This is a genomic window from Burkholderia sp. NLJ2 (assembly GCF_049487195.1).
Classification (GTDB): domain Bacteria; phylum Pseudomonadota; class Gammaproteobacteria; order Burkholderiales; family Burkholderiaceae; genus Burkholderia; species Burkholderia pyrrocinia.
On sequence record NZ_CP137809.1, the window covers coordinates 425,737 to 443,111 of the forward strand.

The following is a 17,375-nucleotide window of genomic DNA, read 5'->3' on the forward strand; positions in this document are numbered from 1 at the left end:
GGAAGCCCGTTTCGAGAGGCGCATCATGAAGATCGCGATCGCCGGCGGCTCCATCGCGGGCCTCGCCGCCGCCGTCACGCTGAATTGCATCGGTCACGAGGTCGTCGTCCACGAGCGCCGCGACCGGCGAGTGCCCGATCATGGCGGCGGTGTCGCGGTCCTGCGCCGCATGACGGCATTTCTCGACGCGCACGGCGGTCAGCGGCTGTCGATCGCGACGGTTCCGACGCGCCGCCGGCGCTGGATCGACCGCGCGGGCCGCATCGTCGACGACGCGTGTCAATGGCTGCCGTTCTCGTCGTGGGACATCGTCTATCGCGCGCTGTGCGCGATGCTGCCGGACGGCATGATCCGCTACGACAGCCCCGTGACGGTCGAACGCCGCGCCCCGGACGGCGTCGACCTGCAGATCGGCGCGACGCGCGAACGGGTGGACCTGCTCGTCGCCGCGGAAGGCGCGGGCTCGCGCATCCGCACGGCGCTGTTTCCCGGCTACGCGCCGCGTTATGCCGGCTACTTCGCATGGCGTGGCGTCGTCGACGAAGCCGCGTTCGATGCCGGGACCATCGAAATGCTGGTCGAGAACCTGACGCTCTACCGGCAGCCCGGCGAACTGTTCATGGCGTTCCAGATTCCCGCCGCCGACGGCATGCCGGGGCCTCGCGCGCAACGCTTCAACTGGATCTGGTACCGCTCCGAAGCGAACCTCGACGCATTGCACAGCCATCTGGCCGACCTCGGCGGCCGCCTGCACGGCGTGTCGGCCGAACCGGGCCTGTTGTCGACCCGCGCGCACGCCGAGCTGGGCATGCTCGCGCGCGAGCGTCTGCCGCCGGTGCTGTCGCAACTGGTCGACGCGACCGCCGCGCCGTCCGTTCAGGCCGTCTTCGACGCCTTCAGCCCCGCCTTCGCCAGCGGCCGCATCGCGCTCGTCGGCGACGCGGCCTGCACGCTGCGGCCCCATACGGCATCCGGCATGTCGAAGGCCCTTGCCGACGCGGTCACCCTCGCGCAGGCGCTGCCGTCGGGCGCGCACGACGTCACGAGACGCACCGCGTCCTGGGCGGCCGCGCGCCGGGTCGCGTCGGCGGGCCTCACCGACGCCGGCGTGCGGTTCGCGACCGATCTCGGCCTCGGCGCATGCGCATGAATCCGTCCACGGTCCGACCCCTTTGCGTAGCGCGCAAAGCTCGATTGCGCACCGGGCGTATTCCCTTGTTATCGATCGATCAATAATCTTGACGGCAATGCGGCGACTTGCGTTACGCCGCGACGAACACCCGAACACCATCACGCCCGCCCGACGACTGGGCACCCGACATCTCTTTCCAAGGAGTCGACCATGTCAGCAGAATCCACCTCGGTCCCGGCCCACGGGCACGCGACCAAGCTCACGCAGGGCCTCATCCTGCTGTTCGCGTTCAGTTGCGGCGCGATCGTCGCGAACCTGTATTACGCGCAACCGATCACCGAACTCATCGCACCCAGCCTGCACATGTCCGGCGGGACCGCGAGCCTCATCGTGTCGCTGACGCAGATCGGCTACGCGCTCGGCCTGTTCTTCATCGTGCCGCTCGGCGACCTGCTCGAGAACCGCAAGCTGATGATCGTCACGGCCGTCGTGTCGATCGCGAGCCTCGCGGCGGCCGCGGTCGTCCAGACGCCCGGGCTGTTCCTCGCGATCTCGCTGCTGGTCGGCTTCAGCTCGGTTGCCGTGCAGATCCTGGTGCCGCTTGCCGCGCACCTCGCGCCGGATCATTCGCGCGGCCGCGTGGTCGGCACGATCATGAGCGGGCTGCTGCTCGGCATCCTGCTCGCGCGCCCGCTGTCGAGCGTGGTGGCCGACGCGTTCGGCTGGCGCTTCGTATTCGCGGCCGCCGCCGTGCTGATGACGCTCGTGACGGCCGTGCTCGCGCTGACGATCCCGTCGCGCCAGCCCGACCATCGCGCCACCTACTTCGAACTGATCGGCTCGCTGCTGCATCTGGTCCGCACGATGCCGGTGCTGCGTCATCGCGCGTTCTACCAGGGCCTGATGTTCGCGTCGTTCAGCCTGTTCTGGACCGCCGTACCGGTCGAGCTGACGCGTCACTACGGGCTGTCGCAATCGGCCATCGGCCTGTTCGCCCTCGTCGGCGCAATCGGCGCGACGTCGGCGCCGGTCGCGGGCCGCCTCGCGGATGCCGGCCATACCGTCCGGGCGACGCTGATCGCGCTGGTGGCCGGCACGCTGTCGTACGCGGTCGCGCTGATCCACGGCGCCGGCCTGTACGGCCTCGTCGTCACGGGCATCGTGCTCGATTTCGCGGTGCAGATGAACATGGTGCTCGGCCAGCGCGAGATCTACGCGCTGCATGCGGCGAGCCGCAACCGCCTGAACGCGCTGTACATGACGAGCATCTTCGTCGGCGGCGCCGTCGGCTCCGCGCTCGCGAGCCCGCTGTACGAGCATGGCGGCTGGCCGCTCGTCGCCGCGGTCGCCGGCGCGTTCCCGATCGTCGCGCTCGCGCATTACCTCGTGATCGGGCGTCCGCACGCCGAACGCCACGCACGGACCTGAACCGGCGCCGGCACCGGTTCACGCGCGACGCCCGACCGGGCCGTTCGCGCGCCGGAACGCTGCCGGCACGTCACCCGCGTCACCCACGTCACCCCCGAACTTTCCGCAGGGCCCGCCTTGCGCCGGTCGCAACCGGACGATACGCGGCGCCGCCCTGCGCCACGCAAAAGGAATCCATCATGTCTTCCCTGCTCAGCCACTACGACCTGCGCGGCCTGCCGCTTCCCAACCGTGTCGTGATGGGGCCGATGACGCGTTCGCGCGCGCCGTCGCGCGGCCAGCCGACCGAACTCATGGCCGAATACTACGCACAGCGCGCGTCCGCCGGCCTGATCGTCACCGAAGCGACCAACGTCAGCCCGGCCTCCGCGTCGTTCGAACTGACGCCGGGGCTCGTCACCGACGAGCAGGCGGCCGGCTGGAAGCAGATCACGGACGCGGTCCACGCGAACGGCGGCCGCATCTTCGCGCAGTTGTGGCACGGCGGCCGGGTCAGCTCGCTGACGCTGCTCGGCGGCAACGCGCCGCTGTCGCCGTCCGGCGTCAACGACGATCTCGAGCAGTTGCAGGTGTGGGCGCAGTTGCAGAACGGCTATTACACGAAGATCCACGCGACGCCGTCGCGCGCGATGACGACGGACGAAGTCGCCGGGACAGTCGACGAATTCCGCCAGGCGGCCGTCCGCGCGATGGCGGCCGGCTTCGACGGCGTCGAGATCCATGCGGCCAACGGCTACCTGCCGCACCAGTTCCTGTCGTCGACGCTGAACCGCCGCGACGACCGTTACGGCGGCTCGGTCGCGAACCGCGCGCGCTTCCTCGAGGAAATCGTCGACGCGGTCGGCGGCGTGATGCCGCTCGACCGCGTGGGCGTGCGCATCTCGCCGTACGCGAAGTACAACAACGTGCGCGATGCGGATCCGGATGCGACGTACGCGTACGTCGGCCGCCTGCTCGACGAAGCCGGCGTCGCCTATCTGCACGCGGCGGACACCAACGGCTGGAGCGGCGAGCCCGACCTGCCGCGCATCGTCGAGAACACGCGCAAGACCTTCGGCGGCACGCTGATCGTCAACGGCGGCATTGCGCCGGATGCCGCGCATGCGCTGATCGATGCGGGCGATGCCGATCTCGTCGCGTTCGCGCGCGCGTACATCGCCAACCCCGATCTCGTCGAACGCCTCGCGGCGAATGCGCCGCTCGCCGCGCCGAAGCCGGTCGGCTGGTATGGCGGCGACCGCGCGGGATACGTCGACTATGCGCGTCACGACGCAGCAGGCCGGAACGCCTGAACGCCGCACCGGCCGTGGCCCGGCGCGACAATCGCCGGGCCGCCCCGACGGCCGACGAGGCCGGCACGATCTGCCGGATCCGCACGGACGCCGTCAGGCGTCTTTCCAGCGTGCGCCCAGCACGCGTCCGCAGAAATTCGGCCGGTGAAAATCCGGATCGGCGCGCTCGAGCACGTCGGCGCTCCACGTGCCGAACGTCGATGCCGGCCGGTGCGCGACCCCGCGCGCGATCGCGTCGAGGAACGCGTCGCCGAACCCGTCGCCGCGCGGGTACGCGGCGAGCAGCGCCCGCCGCTCGTCGGCCGAATACGCGTCGAAGCCGGTTGCCATCAGGTCGGTCGATACGGCGGACGCCAGCACACGCGCGAGCGGCGACACGCGCGCGGCCACGCCGGGCGTCGTATGCAGCGCGATCGCGTGCCACACGTCGTCGCGCATGCGCTGCGATGTCTGATGGCGCAGCAGGAACGCCTGTGCGGCATCGGCGCTGTCGAGCTCGTAGCGCTCGGTCGAGCGCCCATACGCGGTGCTCAATCCCATGTTCGCGTACATCGCGGCCACGTACAGCGTATCGGCATCGCAGGTCTCGTTTGCACGTCGCGCGGCCAGCGACGCGAGGACGAACACCCGGCACGCGTGATCGGTGATCACCAGCGGTAGCGACGCGCATGCCGCTTCGGCGGCTTCGATCGCCATCGGCGTACGGGGAATGCGGACGCCGGCGACTTCGTCATCGTTCGTTGCGCAGGTATGCGCAGCACTCATCTCGTCTCCTTCTGCCCCACGCCGGGGGCGAAAAATTATCCATTCATCGCGCAGCACGCGCCGGGGTGGCCGGCCTGCCCGCTGATCGATGCCATCCTGAAAGGCGACACCGGGTTGACCGACTGCTTCGCACTGCTCGACGGCGTCCATCCCGGCCGCCCGAAGGCGCCAAACGAAACGACGGCCGCGACCGCGTGCGGAACCGGCGTCCGGACCGTCGACCGCCGCTGCGCGCGGCTACGCCGACGCGGCATGGCGACGCCGGTCGAATCCGCCGAATTCGGCCACCGGCGACCACGCGGGGCTGACCGGCAGCGGCGGCGGCGCGAGCGGCGCGAACTCGTCGTCCGCATGCACGACCTTGCCGTCGACGACCGTCAGCACCGACGACAAAGAATTGATCCGTGATTCGTCGATCATGAAGTAATCGTCCGTCAGCACCGCGAAATCAGCGTACTGGCCGGGCACCAGCGCGCCCTTGCGGTCGTCCTCGTTCGAGAACCACGCGCTGCCGACCGTGTAGCGGCGCAGCGCTTCCATCCGGCTGAGCCGGTTGCGTTCGGGGTAGAGCGCCGTACCGCCGACCGTGCGCCCGGACACCATCCAGTACAGCGACACGAACGGGTTGTAGCTCGCGATGCGCGTCGCATCGGTGCCCGCGCCGACCGGCAAGCCGGCCGCGAGCATCGCGCGGATCGGCGGCGTGCGCGTGGCCGCTTCGGCGCCGTAGCGCGCAATGAAGTACTCACCCTGGAACGCCATCCGGTGCTGGACCGTCACGCCGCCGCCGAGCGCGGCGATGCGCGCGATGTTCGCATCCGAAATCGTCTCGCAGTGGTCGAAGAACCAGCGCAGCCCGTCGAACGGCATGTCGCGGTTCACCGCTTCGAGCACGTTCAGGAAACGGCCGATCGATTCGTCGTACGTCGCATGCAGCCGGAACGGCCAGCGGTGCCGCACCAGCAGCCGGACCACCGCGGCCAGTTCGGCCTCGAGCGCCGCGGGCAGGTCGGGGCGCGGTTCGAGAAAATTCCCGAAATCGGCGGCCGAATACACCAGCAGTTCGCCGGCGCCGTTCATCCGCAGGAACGCGTCGCCGTCGCCGGGCTTCGCCAGCGTCACCCAGCGCGCGTAGTCGTCGAGTTCCCGTCCGGCATGCTGCACGAACAGGCTGTACGCAATGCGCACCGTCAGTTCGCCGCGCTGTGCGAGCGCCAGGATCGCGCCATAGTCGTCCGGAAAGGCCTGGAAATCGCCGCCTGCGTCGATCGCGCTCGTCACGCCGAGGCGGTTCAGTTCGCGCATGAAATGCCGCATCGAATTCATCTGGTCGTCATGGCCGAGCTTCGGGCCCTTCTCGAGCGCCGCATGCAGGACGCCCATGTCCGGGCGCGCGATCAGCATGCCGGTCGGCCTGCCGAGGCGATCGCGCTGGATCTCGCCGCCGGGCGGGTCCGACGTGTCGCGGCCATAGCCGATCGCGCGCAGCGCGGCCGCGTTCAGGAGCGCGCTGTCGCCCAGGTGCATGATGAAGACCGGCGTGTCGGGTGCGATCGCGTTGAGTTCGGCCACCGTCGGCCCGCGTTTTTCCGCGAACTGGAATTCGGTCCAGCCGCCGACGACGCGCACCCACTGCCGCGCAGGCGTGCGCAACACCTGGCGACGCAGCATGGCGAGCGCATCGGCCAGCGTCGGCACGCCGTCCCAGCGCAGTTCCAGGTTGAAATTCAGGCCGCCGCGGATCATGTGCAGGTGCGAATCGTTCAGCCCCGGGATCACGGTGCGGCCGTTCAGGTCGATGCGCAGCGTGTCGGCGCGCGCATGGCGCATCACGTCGTGCCCGCTGCCGGTCGCGAGGATCCGGCCGTCCTTCACCGCGAGCGCGGTCACGAACGACTGCCTGTCGTCCTGCGTCGCGATCTTGCCGTTGCATACGATGAGGTCCGCCGCTTCGGCGGATTCCGTCGCCTTAAGCACTGTCGTGCCTCCCGCTTGCGCCGAAAGCCGGCATACGGCCGCACGCGGCATGCACCCGGATTGACGATACACGGACCATCCACTTCCCCTTGAACGTTGATCGATCGGACCGGCAGGCCGCGGCGCGACGGCGCGACGGCGTCCTGCGCGGGCCGGGCGCGCCGCTACGCCACCTGCTGCATCGCATCCGCCGCCTCGTGCCGCATGCGCGTACGGGACGTCGACGGTGTCGTCTCCGGGCGCACGAAGTTCTGCACGCGTGCCAGCCGGCGCACGTCGAACGCGCGCGATTGCGGATCGAAATGCCCCGACAGATTCGCCACCAGCGACGAAGCCTGCGCGGTCCGCCCACGCTCGATCAGGTGATCGGCGAGATCGAGCGTGCCGCGCAGCGCCCACATCGCGGCCCCTTGCCCGTTCGCGGTATGGATCCCCATCAGCAGATGACGGTGCCCGTCGGCTTCGCAGGCAATCGCGAGATCCGCATCGGCGGTGCGGGCCTGTTCGAGCATCGCGAGCCCCCTGGCACGCAACAGTTCAGGCACGAACAGATGCTCGCCGTGCGCGCGGCAGCGCGCGAGCGTCGCGTCGAGCTTCGTGCATGCCTCGGCCGCGCGGCCCGTGCGCGTCAGTCCTTCCGCGTACGCGACGGTCAGCGGCGCGAGCACGCGCCTGAATCCGCTCGTTTCGATGCGCCGCAGCGCGGGCTCGAGCCGCGCGAGACCGGCACCGGGGTGCCCGGTCTGCATGTCGAACTGCCCGGCCAGACATTCCGCGTGGCTGAGCCAGATGTCGAACCCGTTCGCCTCGGCGGTCGATCGCAGCGTGCCGAGATAGTCGGAAATCACGTCGTGGTCGCCATAGCGCAATGCAATCGGTACGGCTGCGGCGCCGAGCACGACACACAACGCCAGCCCCGACCCGGCGCGGCGCGCACATTCGACCGCCTGCGCCGCCAGTCGCATCGCATATTCCGGATCGCCCTGCATCCACACGAGCCGCGTCAGCATCGTCCGGCCGAGCGCCGCGACGTCGATCCCCAGCGCCGCCTCCGCGCACGACGGCTCGCCGACCTCGGCCAGCCCGGCCGTCGCCGCCTCCAGCCGCTCGCGCGCCTGCGCATGCTCGCCGAAGTAATGCAGCGAAGTCGCGACCATCGCGTTCGCCAGCAGCCGCTGCGACCGGTCGCCCCGCCGCTCGGCGGCGCGCTCGAAGCGCGTCGCGTAACGCAACGATTCGTGGATGTCGGAGCGCGTCAGCATCGTGTTCCACAGCCCCACCAGCGCGCGCGCGTCGAACGCCTCGTCGCCGAGCCGGCCCGCGAGACCGAGCGTCCTGTCCCACATCGCGGCGGCCGTGTGCGTATCGCCATCGGTATGCAGCAGCGCCGCCGCATAGGCCGCGCGCAAGCGCATCTCGCGCGCCGCGTCGACGCCTCCTGCCCCTTCGGCCTCGATTGCGTCGAGCGCCCGTCTCGCCGGTATCGAACATTCGCGCATGTGCGCCGGCTCCCGCAACGCGAGCGTCAGCGCGTCCGCTTCCAGCGCCTGGGGCTCGGCCGCCACGGGCTCGCGCGACGCCGGCGCGCCTGCGGCAAGACGCAGGCTCGCGAGATCCGCGGCTTGTGCCTGCGTCTGCATCCGCGCTTCCCCCTGCTCGCGTTCGTAGCACGCATGACGCTCGGCGACGGATTCGAATTCGCCCTCGTTGTGCAGCTTCTCGAGCGCATACGCGCGTGTCGATTCCGTCAACCGGTAGCGCGCCTGCGCGCCGTCGAACTCGACGGTCACCAGCGATTTCGCGACCAGTTCGCCGAGCACCGCGATCATCTCGGCGGCCGACATGCCGGGCTCCATCGCGACCTCGCGGGCGGCATCGAACGTAAACGGGCCGATGAAGCACGCCATCCGACGAAACAGCGACCGCGCGGCCGCATCCAGCAGCACGTAGCTCCAGTCGAACGTCGCCCGCAACGTCTGGTGGCGCGGCAGCGCCGAGCGAAGCCCGCCCGTCAGCAGGTTCAGCCGGTCGTCGAGACGCGACGCGACGACCTCGAGCCCGAGCGTCGCGACGCGCGCGGCAGCCAGTTCGATCGCCAGCGGCAGCCCGTCGAGACGCCGGCAGATGTCGCCGATCAGCCTGATGCTGGCCGGATCGACCGCGCAGTCGGGCGTGGCGGCGCGGATCCGCGCCAGGAACAGCTCGACGGCCGAATGGCGCACGATCTCGTCGACGGATGCACCGCCGTCCGGCACCGCCAGCGGACTCACGCGAAACACGGCTTCGACCGAGATATGAAGAGGCTCGCGACTCGTCACGAGCACGCGCAGCGACGCGGCGCGCGACGTCAGCGTATCGACGAGGTCGGCCACCAGATCGACGACGTGCTCCGCGTTGTCGAGCACGATCAGGCCCGGTGACGCGGCGAATGCATCGCCGATCCGGTCGAGGTCCGGCATGCCGTCCGTGTCGAGCCCAAGTTCCGCGGCAATCGCGAGCAGCACGTCGTCGCGCGTCGCGGCACTCGCCAGCGCCACGAACAGGACGCGCTCGCCGGACCGGCTGCGCAGCTCGTGCGCGACCCGGTCGGCCAGGCTCGTCTTGCCGATGCCGCCCGCACCGACCAGCGTGACGACCGGCGCGCGTTCGATCATGTCGACGATCTGCTCGATCTCGGCCTGACGTCCGACCAGCGGAACCGGACGGGCAGCCGCGACGGCGTCGGGCGGCAATGCGGTCGCGCGCGGTGGCGCCGCGTGCGCGGCGGCAGGATTCGCGATCAGCACGTAGCCGCGGCCCGGCACCGTCTTGATCAGGTCGCGGTCTGCGCCCAGCGCCTTGCGCAACGTCGCGACATGGACCTGCAGCCGGTTCTCCTCGACGATCAGGCCCGGCCAGACGGCATCCATGATGTCGTCCTTCGACACGACGGAACCGTTGGCGCGATGCAGTACTTCCAGTATGTCAAGCGCGCGTGCGCCAATACGCAGCGACGCGCCGTGGCAGCGAATGTCTCGCTGCTCGAAATCCACCGACAACGTCCCGATCTGGATCATGGCCGCCTCCAGGTTCCCCACGATGACCGCCATGTGAACACGGCAGTTCACCGGGGCGGGAGTGCGCACCCGGCCAGCCCTGCAGGCCGGGCGCAAAATCTCAAAAAGTGGGCCGAGTGTAAACGCCGTAAAAACAAAAATCTTGAAGGAAAATGCGCTGGCGACCGCCGCATGGGCACGCCACCGAACCCGCGTCGCGCGAATACGAATGGGGCAATATCGATCGGGATCGCGCCTTCGCGCGCCTGCCGGGCCGGCGCGGCACGGATCGGGCCGCTGCAAGCATTTCGTCAGGCAGTGGACATTTATTCAAGTTATCTTGGGGCTGTCGGGTGCACCGTTTAAACTGCGCGTGAACATGCTCGCGCGCCGTACCCCATCGAAGGATCGTTCCACCATGCAAGCCCCCTTCGTCGCACCCCCTGCGGCGCCGCCGAAAGACACGCTCGGATGCATCGCGAGCCTGCTGCACAAGGATATTGAAAGGTCGGTCGGCGGCCTGACGCTCCACCGCAAATGCATGCGCGACGAGCAATTCGAGCGCATCGAGATGGCGGCCAGCGATCGCGGCTTCCTGATCGGCGTGTCGCTCAATGGCGGGCACCGGCGCACGATCTACGGCGGGGCCGGCGCATCCGAGCGGCGGTTTCAGCACAACTCGATCTACATTCGCGACTTTTCCCGGAATTTCCGCGCCGACCTGTACGGCAAGTTCGACTTCGTGCTCGTCGAGCTGTCGCGCAGCTACCTGGACGACCTGGGCCGCGAGCACGACGGAACGGAAATCGGCGGCCTGACCTGCGCGCCCGACGTGCAGGACGCGGTGCTGGGCCATCTCGCGCACGCCGTCGCCAACAGCCTCGACGCGCCGGGCGCGTTGAACACGCTGTTCGTCGAGCAAATGGGGCTCGCGATCGGCACGCATCTCGCATGCCGCTACGGCAATGCGCACGCGCGCGACCTGCAGCGCAAGGGCCTGCTGTCGCCGGCCAAGGCAGCGCTCGCCAAGGAACTGCTGATGGAAAAGGCGGATCTCGGCGTGTCGATCGAGGAAGTGGCCAATGAATGCGATCTGTCGCGCGGCTATTTCATCCGCGCGTTCTCGCGCACGACGGGGCGCACGCCGCATCAATGGCTGCTCGAACAGCGCGTGATCCGCGCCCGGCAACTGATCGAGACGACCGACATGACGCTCGCGGAAATCGCGGCCGCCTGCGGCTTCGCGGACCAGAGCCACCTGAACCGCGTGTTCGTGCGCATCGTCGGCCATCCGCCGGGCGCATGGCGGCGCGAACTGTCGCGCTGATTCCGTCACGCGCGGCCACTGTTTCCGCGCACCATACCCGTCATCGAAGCGGCGTCGTGTCGTAATTGACCGGCACCCAGTCGTACTGCTCCCCGTCCCTGCGCAAATGCCCGAGCCCGGGAAACGCGACGTGCGCGGCACCGAGCTTACCGGCCGAATTCGCAATAATCCTGAGCAGGACATGAATCGTTCTGAAAGCCGCGTCTCGGCTGCGCCGGCCCGGATTCACGCGGCCCGGTCAAGCGGGCTGCGCGGCAATCAATGCATCGCGAAAGACGGCAGCCGGCTGCGCACCGCTGACGACCGACAGCCCGATGCGCGTCGACGGCACCGAAGCGACGCCTTCGCGCACCGCGTCCGCTTCGAGCGCGACCACCGCGTCGAGCCCTTCGCCGGACGCCAGGAACGCACGCGCCGCGTCGCCCGGCAAACCGGTGCCGGCCGCAATCTCGACCAGCACGTCCGCGTCGCCGATGTCGCGGCCGTCGCGGAAATAGGCGGCGAACAGCGCATCGGCGAGCGCGACCGCGCTACCGCGTTGCTGGGCGAACCAGACGAGCCGGTGTGCAAGCCGCGTGTTCGGCGTGCGCGCGATCCGCGCATGATCGAACACGAGGCCCGCCGCCCGGCCGGCTTCGGCGACATGCGCGTCGAGTGCCTGCGAGCGCGCCCAACTGCCGAACTTCGCGCTCCGGTACGCCTTGCGGTCGATGCCGCCGGCCGGCATCGTCGGGTTCAGTTCGAACGGCACGAACCGGATGCTCACGTTGCCGGCGAGGCCGGCTTCGTCGATCGCCTCCGCAAGCCGGTGCTCCGCGATCCAGCACCACGGGCAGATGAGATCGTAGGTCACCGTGACTTCGAGGGGTTTCATCGCACGCTCCTTCCTGTACATTGCCAGTCCGGAAGATAACGCGTGCGGGCCGGCGATAGAATCCGAACGGCACGCAACGCATCGTTGCGATACGCACAAAGACACAAAGGCACGAAGTCACCAAGGCGACGACATGGACAAATTCTCCGCGCTGCGCGCGTTCGTGGAAGTAGCGGAAGCCGGCGGCTTCTCGAGCGCGGGACGGCGTCTCGAACTCGCGGCGTCGTCGGTGGTGCGCGCGGTGGATGCACTTGAAGCGTCGCTCGGCACCGTGCTGCTGAACCGCACGACGCGACAGGTCACGCTGTCCGATGCCGGCTCCGTGTACTACGCCCGCGCGAAGCGGCTGCTCGAGGAACTCGCGGAAGCCGACGCGCTGGTCGCCGATCGCGGCGACGAGCCGTCCGGACCGCTGCGCGTGTCGGTGCCGGTCGCGTACGGCAGGCGCCGCATCGCGCCGCACGTCGCGGCCTTCCTCGCGCGCTATCCAAAGCTCGATCTCGACCTGCAGCTCACCGACGAACGCGTCGATCTCGTCGCCAGCCGGATCGACGTCGCGATCCGGCTCGGCGAAGCGGCGCCGTCCGCGGAAGTCGTCGCGCGGCAGCTCGGCACGTTCCAGCGCTATGTCGTCGCGAGCCACGACTACCTCGATGCGCACGGCACGCCATCGGCGCCGGGCGAACTGGTCGATCACGGGTGCCTGCGCTTTCATTTCGGCGGCGACCAGCAGGCGTGGACGTTTGCCGATGCGCACGGCACGACGAAAGTGCTCGTCGCCGGGCGCCTGAAGTCGAATCACAGCGAAGTGTTGCACGATGCCGTGCTCGACGGCGCCGGCATCGCGCTGCTGCCCGACTGGCTGGTCGATGCCGACGTCCAGTCGGGCCGCCTGCGCAGGCTCTTCGAACAGTACGACGTCACGCCCGATGCGGCGCGCTCGGTCGTCACCGCGCTGTACCTGCCGAATCAGCGCGGCTCGAAGCGCGTCACGGCGTTCATCGATTTTGTCGAGACGCTGGCGCGCCCGCAGCACTGAGCCGCGCGGCGCGCCGCGTTACCAGCCGAACTTCGCTTCCACGCCGACATAGTCGGCATTGCGCGCACCGAGCGCGCGAATCGAATCGGCGACCTGGAAGTGCACGGCCTCGACGGCCAGCGCCAGGTTCGGATTGACGAGCCAGTCCACGCGGGCCTGCGCATACATGCCCGTCCACGACCCGCCCTTGCCGGCCGTGCCGGGCACGGCCGACATCCCTTGCCCGTAGATCGCGTCGGCCGTCGTCTCGCGCCACTGGAAACCGACCGCGGTCAGCACCGTCACGTTGCTCGCCGGCTTGAACGTCAGCGACGGCTTCACGTGAATCAGGTTGCTGTAGCCGGTGTAGCCGGCGAGCGTGAAGTAATAGCCGTTCGGGAACAGCGGGTTGAAGGTGCCCATGCGCCCGTCGCCGGGGTGCCTGTCGCCCGACGCGCCGTCGACCTGGATGCCGATGCGCGGCGTGCCCGGCGTCTTCGTGAACGTGTAGCCGCCCAGCGCGCCGAACGCCCACGCACCGATCGTGTCCTGCCCGATGTGCCCCGTCTGCAGCATCGCCTCGACGTCCCAGTCGAGGCGGCCGGATTTGCCCGCGTAGCGCAGGTCGAATACGTCGCGCCGCTCGTTCCCGGCGCCGGCGAGATAACGCGCGTTGTCGCGCGTATAGCGCGACCAGTAGCCCGACAGGTCGCCGGGGCCCGTGCCGTTGCGCTCGATGCGCACGCCGTCGAATCTCAGGTGCCGGTTCGACACGTCGTCGAACACCGCGTCGTTGCGGTACTGCACCGGGCGCGTCACATAACCGATCAGCCGCCATTTGCCGATTTCGTAATCCGCCCACAGCGCGTCGAACGCCTGACGCACGTTCGGGCCGTCGCGCACCGACACGAACCGCTGCAAGTCGAAGGCCATCTCCTGCCGGCCGATGCGGGTCTTGAACGTGCCGCCGCCCACCTGGTCGACATACGCGACGAACGCCTGCTCGATATCGAGCTGATCCTTGTCGACGGACCCGACCGTATCCTTGCCGAACGGCCGCGCATCGACGAACTGGACGAACGCCTGGAAGTGCCCGGCATAACGCAGGTCCGCATGCACCGTCGCGCGCTGGATCACGTAATTGTCGTCATGCGCGGCGCCGAGCCCGAACAGCGGCGCGTTGTTCAGCTCGAAGCGCTCGCGCAGGTTCGCGCCGAGCGACAGGTAGGTCGACGGGTCGGCGCCCAGCGGGATGTACTTCAGCGCATCGAGCGGCTTGCGCGGCACGCACGGATTCGCGAGCACCGACCAGTCTTCCTGCCAGCGGTTGAACAGCACGGTGGGCCGCTTCGCGGTACACGTGGTGCCGGCGGTCGACGCCGGCGCCGCGGCACCGGCCGCCGCGGCTTCCTCGGCACCGGCCGCCGTACCGGCGTACGTCGCGACGCCGCCCGCCAGCACGGCGGCCGGCAGCACGCGCCGCCATGCTCGTCCCATCCGCCGGCGGATCATTATTTCGACCGCGCGTGGATCTCGGCGACGTAGCCGCCCGGGAACTGCACGAGCGCGGCATCGCGCCCGTCCGACGTGAACGTCGGCACCAGCACGGTTACGCCCGCGGCCTGCGCCTGCTTCAGCGTCGCGGCCAGATCCGGCACTTCATAGCCCGTCATCTCGCGGCCGAACGGGTAAGGCAGATGGCCGTCCGTGGCCAGCACCGTCATCTTGCCGAACCCCGATTCGATGCGGATGCGGCGATACGTGTCGTTCGGCCGGCCGATCTCGATGCCCGGCGCCTTGCGCACGTCGGACACGACCTTGCCGCGCGAGAACGCGACGAAGTCGTGCACCAGCTTGCTCGCGCTTTCCGGCGACACGTACACGCGGTTTTCAGGCACCGTCTGCAGCGGGTCGTAGTGCGGCGCCTGGGTGTGCCAGTACAGCTGCATGTTCACGCCGCCCGGCCAGCGGACGATCGCGTCGCGGCCGATCGGGTCGGGGAACGTGTCGACGATCACGTCCGCGCCGTGCGCGCGCGCCGACTTCACCGCGACGTCCATGTCGGTGACGAGATAGCCGGTACGCTCCTCGCAGAACGGATACGGGATCGGCGTCTTGAAGCCGAACACCGAGACCGTGCCGACCGGCGTCAGCACGAGCTGCGACATCGTCTGGCTCGGCGTCGGCGTGACCTGGAACACGCCCTGCTGCGACTTCTTGCCGCCGAAGGTCGCGACGAAGCTGTCGGTGAAGCGGTCGAAATCTTCCGGTGCGACGCACACGTGCGTCGTGTCGTATTGCGGGCCGACCGCAACGGCCGGCACCTTCGCGGACGAGGTCTCCAGCAGGCGCGTCTCGTCGGCATGGGCCGGCGCGGTCGCCAGCAATGCGCCGAGCACGGCCGTCGACGCGGCCGTCATCCGCAATACCTGTCGCAACTTCAGTGCAATCATCGTGTTCTCCTTGAAAGTGGCAAGCGCAGCCGTACGCTGCGCGCGCATTCAGCGTGACGTCGGCCGCGCGTCGGGCCGACCGGATTGATAGGCGAGGAAGCACAGCGCCGCGAGCGGCAGCGCCAGCGCCCAGAAGGCGGCGAACACGTAAGCCGCGGCCCCCGCTCCTGCCCCGAGCGCAAAACCCGCGATCGGCGGCAGCGTGCGCCGCAGCCGCGCACGCGCGGCTTCCCGTTCGGCAGGCGCTGCGAGCGGCACGAGCCAGTCGAATGCATCGATCACCGCCTGCGTGACGTTGCCCGTCATCACCGTGTTGGCGACGACCGAGCGGGCCGTCAGCCGGCCGTGCGCGTTCTGGACACCCATCGCCGCGGCGCCGAGCAGGCCGCACAGGATCGTCCGCGGCGCGTCGGCGTCGGCGATCGGCGACGCCATCACGCCGGCCAGCATGAACCCGGCCAGCAGCACGGCCTGCAGCGCATACAGCGAACGTGCGCGCACGCCATGGCCCAGCGCGCGCATCCGGTGGTCGAGCACGCGCGCGCCGACGATGCCGGCGATGAAGGCCGGAAACGCGAGCCACTTGATCACGAGCCCTTGCCCGACGCCGGCCAGCCCCGAGCCGATCAGGATGAAGTTGCCGGTGACGTGCGCGGTGAACAGGCCGAACAGCGCGACGAAGCCGAGCGTGTCGACATAACCCGCGATCGACGCGAGAAACACGTCCTCGCCGCGCACGTGATCGGGCGCGGCGGTGGAGCCCGCGGTTACTTGCTGCGAGGGCATGGCCTGACTTCCTGGAATGTGTCGACTGCGCCGGCGTCCGCCATGCCTGCGCGTGGCGAGATCAGATAAAGCATGTTCCGCTCCGGTTTCGCCGACAGTCCGGCTTGCCGACTGGCGTCCGGCCCATGCGACGGTTCGGAAGCTAGAGTAGTGAAGGCCGGCCTGAATGTCTTGGCGGCAGCCTGAATTTTTCTGAATCCGCCGGCTCGAGTGCAGGACGGGGGCGCCGGTCCGGTTCGACGCTGGGTGATCCCGCGACGCATTCAGCACTCCAACAAAAGCCGCGCCGCAAACCGTATTCGCGGCCCCGATCGTGTTATTTTTCGATCGATAGTTTAGGCATGCGCGCCATCAGGAGCCGACGAATGACCGAAAGAAAACGCAGCACGCCGGCCCGCGAGCCCGGGACCGACGCCGACGGCAACGCCATCGCGCCGGGCCGCCGGCTCGCACCGGAAGCGCGCGAGCGGCAGATCGTCGAGAAGGCGATCGAACACTTTGCGACGCACGGGTTTTCCGGCAGCACGCGCGAGCTCGCGCGGCAGATCGGCGTCACCCAGCCGCTGCTGTACCGGTACTTTCCGAGCAAGGAAGCGCTGATCGATCGCGTTTACGACGAGATCTACACGTGGAATCCCGAGTGGGAAAAGCTGATCGCCGATCGCACGGTCTCGCTGCAGGACCGGCTCGTCGCGTTCTATCGCGCCTACGCGCAAACCATCCTGCGGCGCGAATGGATCCGCACCTTCATCTTCGCGGGGCTCAGCCGCGAGGGTTTCAACACGCGCTACCTGTCGCGGCTGCGCGAACGCGTCTTCCTGCCGGTGTTGCGCGAGCTGCGGCACGAATACGACATCGCCACGCCGGCGACGGAGGCCCAGCGCAATGCGGAAATCGAACTGGTCTGGAGCCTGCACGCGAGCATCTTCTATCTCGGCGTCCGCAAGTGGGTCTACGGCCTGCCGGTGCCCGACGATCTCGACACCGAAATCGAGCGGCTGATCGACGCGTTCCTGAACGGCACGCCCGCCGCGCTGAAGCAGCTCGGGTCGGGCGCGACCGCCCGGCGCCGCCGGCGCGCGTGACGCGGTGGCGGCCGACGGGCGCGCGCAGATCGCGTGCGATCGTGGCGCGACGCTCGACGACGCTTGAAGACGGCCGAATCGACATCCGGCATTTTCCCGCCCGGGCTCCGTCGTCGGTCGTGCCGATCGTCGGACCGCCGCTTGCAGCGCATTGCACGCGAGGATCGGAAGACGCCGGCCACCCGGCCACAACGTGATCGTGA

General features: G+C 69.1%; 13 protein-coding genes and 1 pseudogene. 6 read left to right on the forward strand and 8 right to left on the reverse strand.

Annotated features, from left to right (window positions below; all coding sequences use genetic code 11):
* Positions 1-25: 25 nt before the first annotated feature.
* The 3 genes from R9B84_RS18490 to R9B84_RS18500 all read left to right on the forward strand — a co-directional run bounded on the left by R9B84_RS18490 (position 26) and on the right by R9B84_RS18500 (position 3,852).
* Positions 26-1,150: a hypothetical protein gene (locus R9B84_RS18490; RefSeq protein WP_423760813.1), complete on the forward strand. Its 1,125-nt coding sequence runs from the start codon at positions 26-28 to the stop codon at positions 1,148-1,150.
* A gap of 192 nt (positions 1,151-1,342) precedes the next feature.
* Positions 1,343-2,560 (forward strand): MFS transporter, encoded by a 1,218-nt coding sequence (locus R9B84_RS18495; RefSeq protein WP_423760814.1) that lies wholly within the window; start codon positions 1,343-1,345, stop codon positions 2,558-2,560.
* A gap of 179 nt (positions 2,561-2,739) precedes the next feature.
* Positions 2,740-3,852 carry an alkene reductase gene (locus tag R9B84_RS18500; RefSeq protein ID WP_423760815.1) on the forward strand — a complete coding sequence of 371 codons (1,113 nt, stop codon included), beginning with the start codon at positions 2,740-2,742 and terminating at the stop codon, positions 3,850-3,852.
* A gap of 93 nt (positions 3,853-3,945) precedes the next feature.
* On the opposite strand, the gene R9B84_RS18505 is transcribed toward R9B84_RS18500, so the two are convergent.
* The 3 genes from R9B84_RS18505 to R9B84_RS18515 form a co-directional block, all read right to left on the reverse strand.
* Entirely contained in the window at positions 3,946-4,617 is a 672-nt protein-coding gene (locus R9B84_RS18505; protein WP_423760816.1) for a phosphohydrolase, read from the reverse strand.
* Between the two features lie 237 nt (positions 4,618-4,854).
* Positions 4,855-6,594 (reverse strand): amidohydrolase, encoded by a 1,740-nt coding sequence (locus tag R9B84_RS18510; RefSeq protein WP_423760817.1) that lies wholly within the window; start codon positions 6,592-6,594, stop codon positions 4,855-4,857.
* 164 nt (positions 6,595-6,758) lie between these two features.
* Positions 6,759-9,650, reverse strand: coding sequence for an ATP-binding protein (locus tag R9B84_RS18515; protein ID WP_423760818.1), 2,892 nt, complete (start codon positions 9,648-9,650; stop codon positions 6,759-6,761).
* Between the two features lie 397 nt (positions 9,651-10,047).
* Here R9B84_RS18515 and R9B84_RS18520 point away from each other — a divergent pair, with 397 nt between their 5' ends.
* Complete coding sequence (locus R9B84_RS18520) at positions 10,048-10,956, forward strand: helix-turn-helix domain-containing protein (protein ID WP_423760819.1); 909 nt, start codon at positions 10,048-10,050, stop codon at positions 10,954-10,956.
* Positions 10,957-10,996: 40 nt separating this feature from the next.
* Here R9B84_RS18520 and R9B84_RS18525 read toward each other — a convergent pair.
* Positions 10,997-11,101, reverse strand: a pseudogene (locus R9B84_RS18525) (MBL fold metallo-hydrolase); the annotation flags it as partial.
* Between the two features lie 93 nt (positions 11,102-11,194).
* Positions 11,195-11,830, reverse strand: coding sequence for a DsbA family oxidoreductase (locus tag R9B84_RS18530; protein WP_423760820.1), 636 nt, complete (start codon positions 11,828-11,830; stop codon positions 11,195-11,197).
* Between the two features lie 133 nt (positions 11,831-11,963).
* Between R9B84_RS18530 and R9B84_RS18535 the strand changes: the two genes are divergently transcribed.
* Positions 11,964-12,869, forward strand: a complete 906-nt coding sequence (locus tag R9B84_RS18535) for a LysR family transcriptional regulator (protein ID WP_423760821.1) — start codon at positions 11,964-11,966, stop codon at positions 12,867-12,869.
* Positions 12,870-12,887: 18 nt separating this feature from the next.
* Here the strand turns inward: R9B84_RS18535 and R9B84_RS18540 are convergent, their stop codons facing one another.
* From R9B84_RS18540 to R9B84_RS18550, 3 genes are read right to left on the reverse strand one after another with little or no spacing between them, the layout of a single operon-like run.
* Positions 12,888-14,345 (reverse strand): alginate export family protein, encoded by a 1,458-nt coding sequence (locus R9B84_RS18540; protein ID WP_423760822.1) that lies wholly within the window; start codon positions 14,343-14,345, stop codon positions 12,888-12,890.
* A 14-nt stretch (positions 14,346-14,359) separates the two neighbouring features.
* Positions 14,360-15,301, reverse strand: a complete 942-nt coding sequence (locus tag R9B84_RS18545) for a glyoxalase (protein ID WP_423760823.1) — start codon at positions 15,299-15,301, stop codon at positions 14,360-14,362.
* A gap of 48 nt (positions 15,302-15,349) precedes the next feature.
* Positions 15,350-16,087 (reverse strand): YoaK family protein, encoded by a 738-nt coding sequence (locus R9B84_RS18550; RefSeq protein WP_423760824.1) that lies wholly within the window; start codon positions 16,085-16,087, stop codon positions 15,350-15,352.
* A 365-nt stretch (positions 16,088-16,452) separates the two neighbouring features.
* Here R9B84_RS18550 and R9B84_RS18555 point away from each other — a divergent pair, with 365 nt between their 5' ends.
* Complete coding sequence (locus tag R9B84_RS18555; RefSeq protein WP_423760825.1) at positions 16,453-17,172, forward strand: TetR/AcrR family transcriptional regulator; 720 nt, start codon at positions 16,453-16,455, stop codon at positions 17,170-17,172.
* The last annotated feature ends 203 nt before the right edge of the window (positions 17,173-17,375 follow it).

Coding starts and splice junctions, on each gene's coding strand:
- R9B84_RS18490 (WP_423760813.1), top strand. CDS start 26: ATGAAGATCGCGATCGCCGGCGGCTCCATCGCGGGCCTCGCCGCCGCC.
- R9B84_RS18495 (WP_423760814.1), top strand. CDS start 1,343: ATGTCAGCAGAATCCACCTCGGTCCCGGCCCACGGGCACGCGACCAAG.
- R9B84_RS18500 (WP_423760815.1), top strand. CDS start 2,740: ATGTCTTCCCTGCTCAGCCACTACGACCTGCGCGGCCTGCCGCTTCCC.
- R9B84_RS18505 (WP_423760816.1), bottom strand. CDS start 4,617: ATGAGTGCTGCGCATACCTGCGCAACGAACGATGACGAAGTCGCCGGC.
- R9B84_RS18515 (WP_423760818.1), bottom strand. CDS start 9,650: ATGATCCAGATCGGGACGTTGTCGGTGGATTTCGAGCAGCGAGACATT.
- R9B84_RS18520 (WP_423760819.1), top strand. CDS start 10,048: ATGCAAGCCCCCTTCGTCGCACCCCCTGCGGCGCCGCCGAAAGACACG.
- R9B84_RS18530 (WP_423760820.1), bottom strand. CDS start 11,830: ATGAAACCCCTCGAAGTCACGGTGACCTACGATCTCATCTGCCCGTGG.
- R9B84_RS18535 (WP_423760821.1), top strand. CDS start 11,964: ATGGACAAATTCTCCGCGCTGCGCGCGTTCGTGGAAGTAGCGGAAGCC.
- R9B84_RS18540 (WP_423760822.1), bottom strand. CDS start 14,345: ATGGGACGAGCATGGCGGCGCGTGCTGCCGGCCGCCGTGCTGGCGGGC.
- R9B84_RS18545 (WP_423760823.1), bottom strand. CDS start 15,301: ATGATTGCACTGAAGTTGCGACAGGTATTGCGGATGACGGCCGCGTCG.
- R9B84_RS18550 (WP_423760824.1), bottom strand. CDS start 16,087: ATGCCCTCGCAGCAAGTAACCGCGGGCTCCACCGCCGCGCCCGATCAC.
- R9B84_RS18555 (WP_423760825.1), top strand. CDS start 16,453: ATGACCGAAAGAAAACGCAGCACGCCGGCCCGCGAGCCCGGGACCGAC.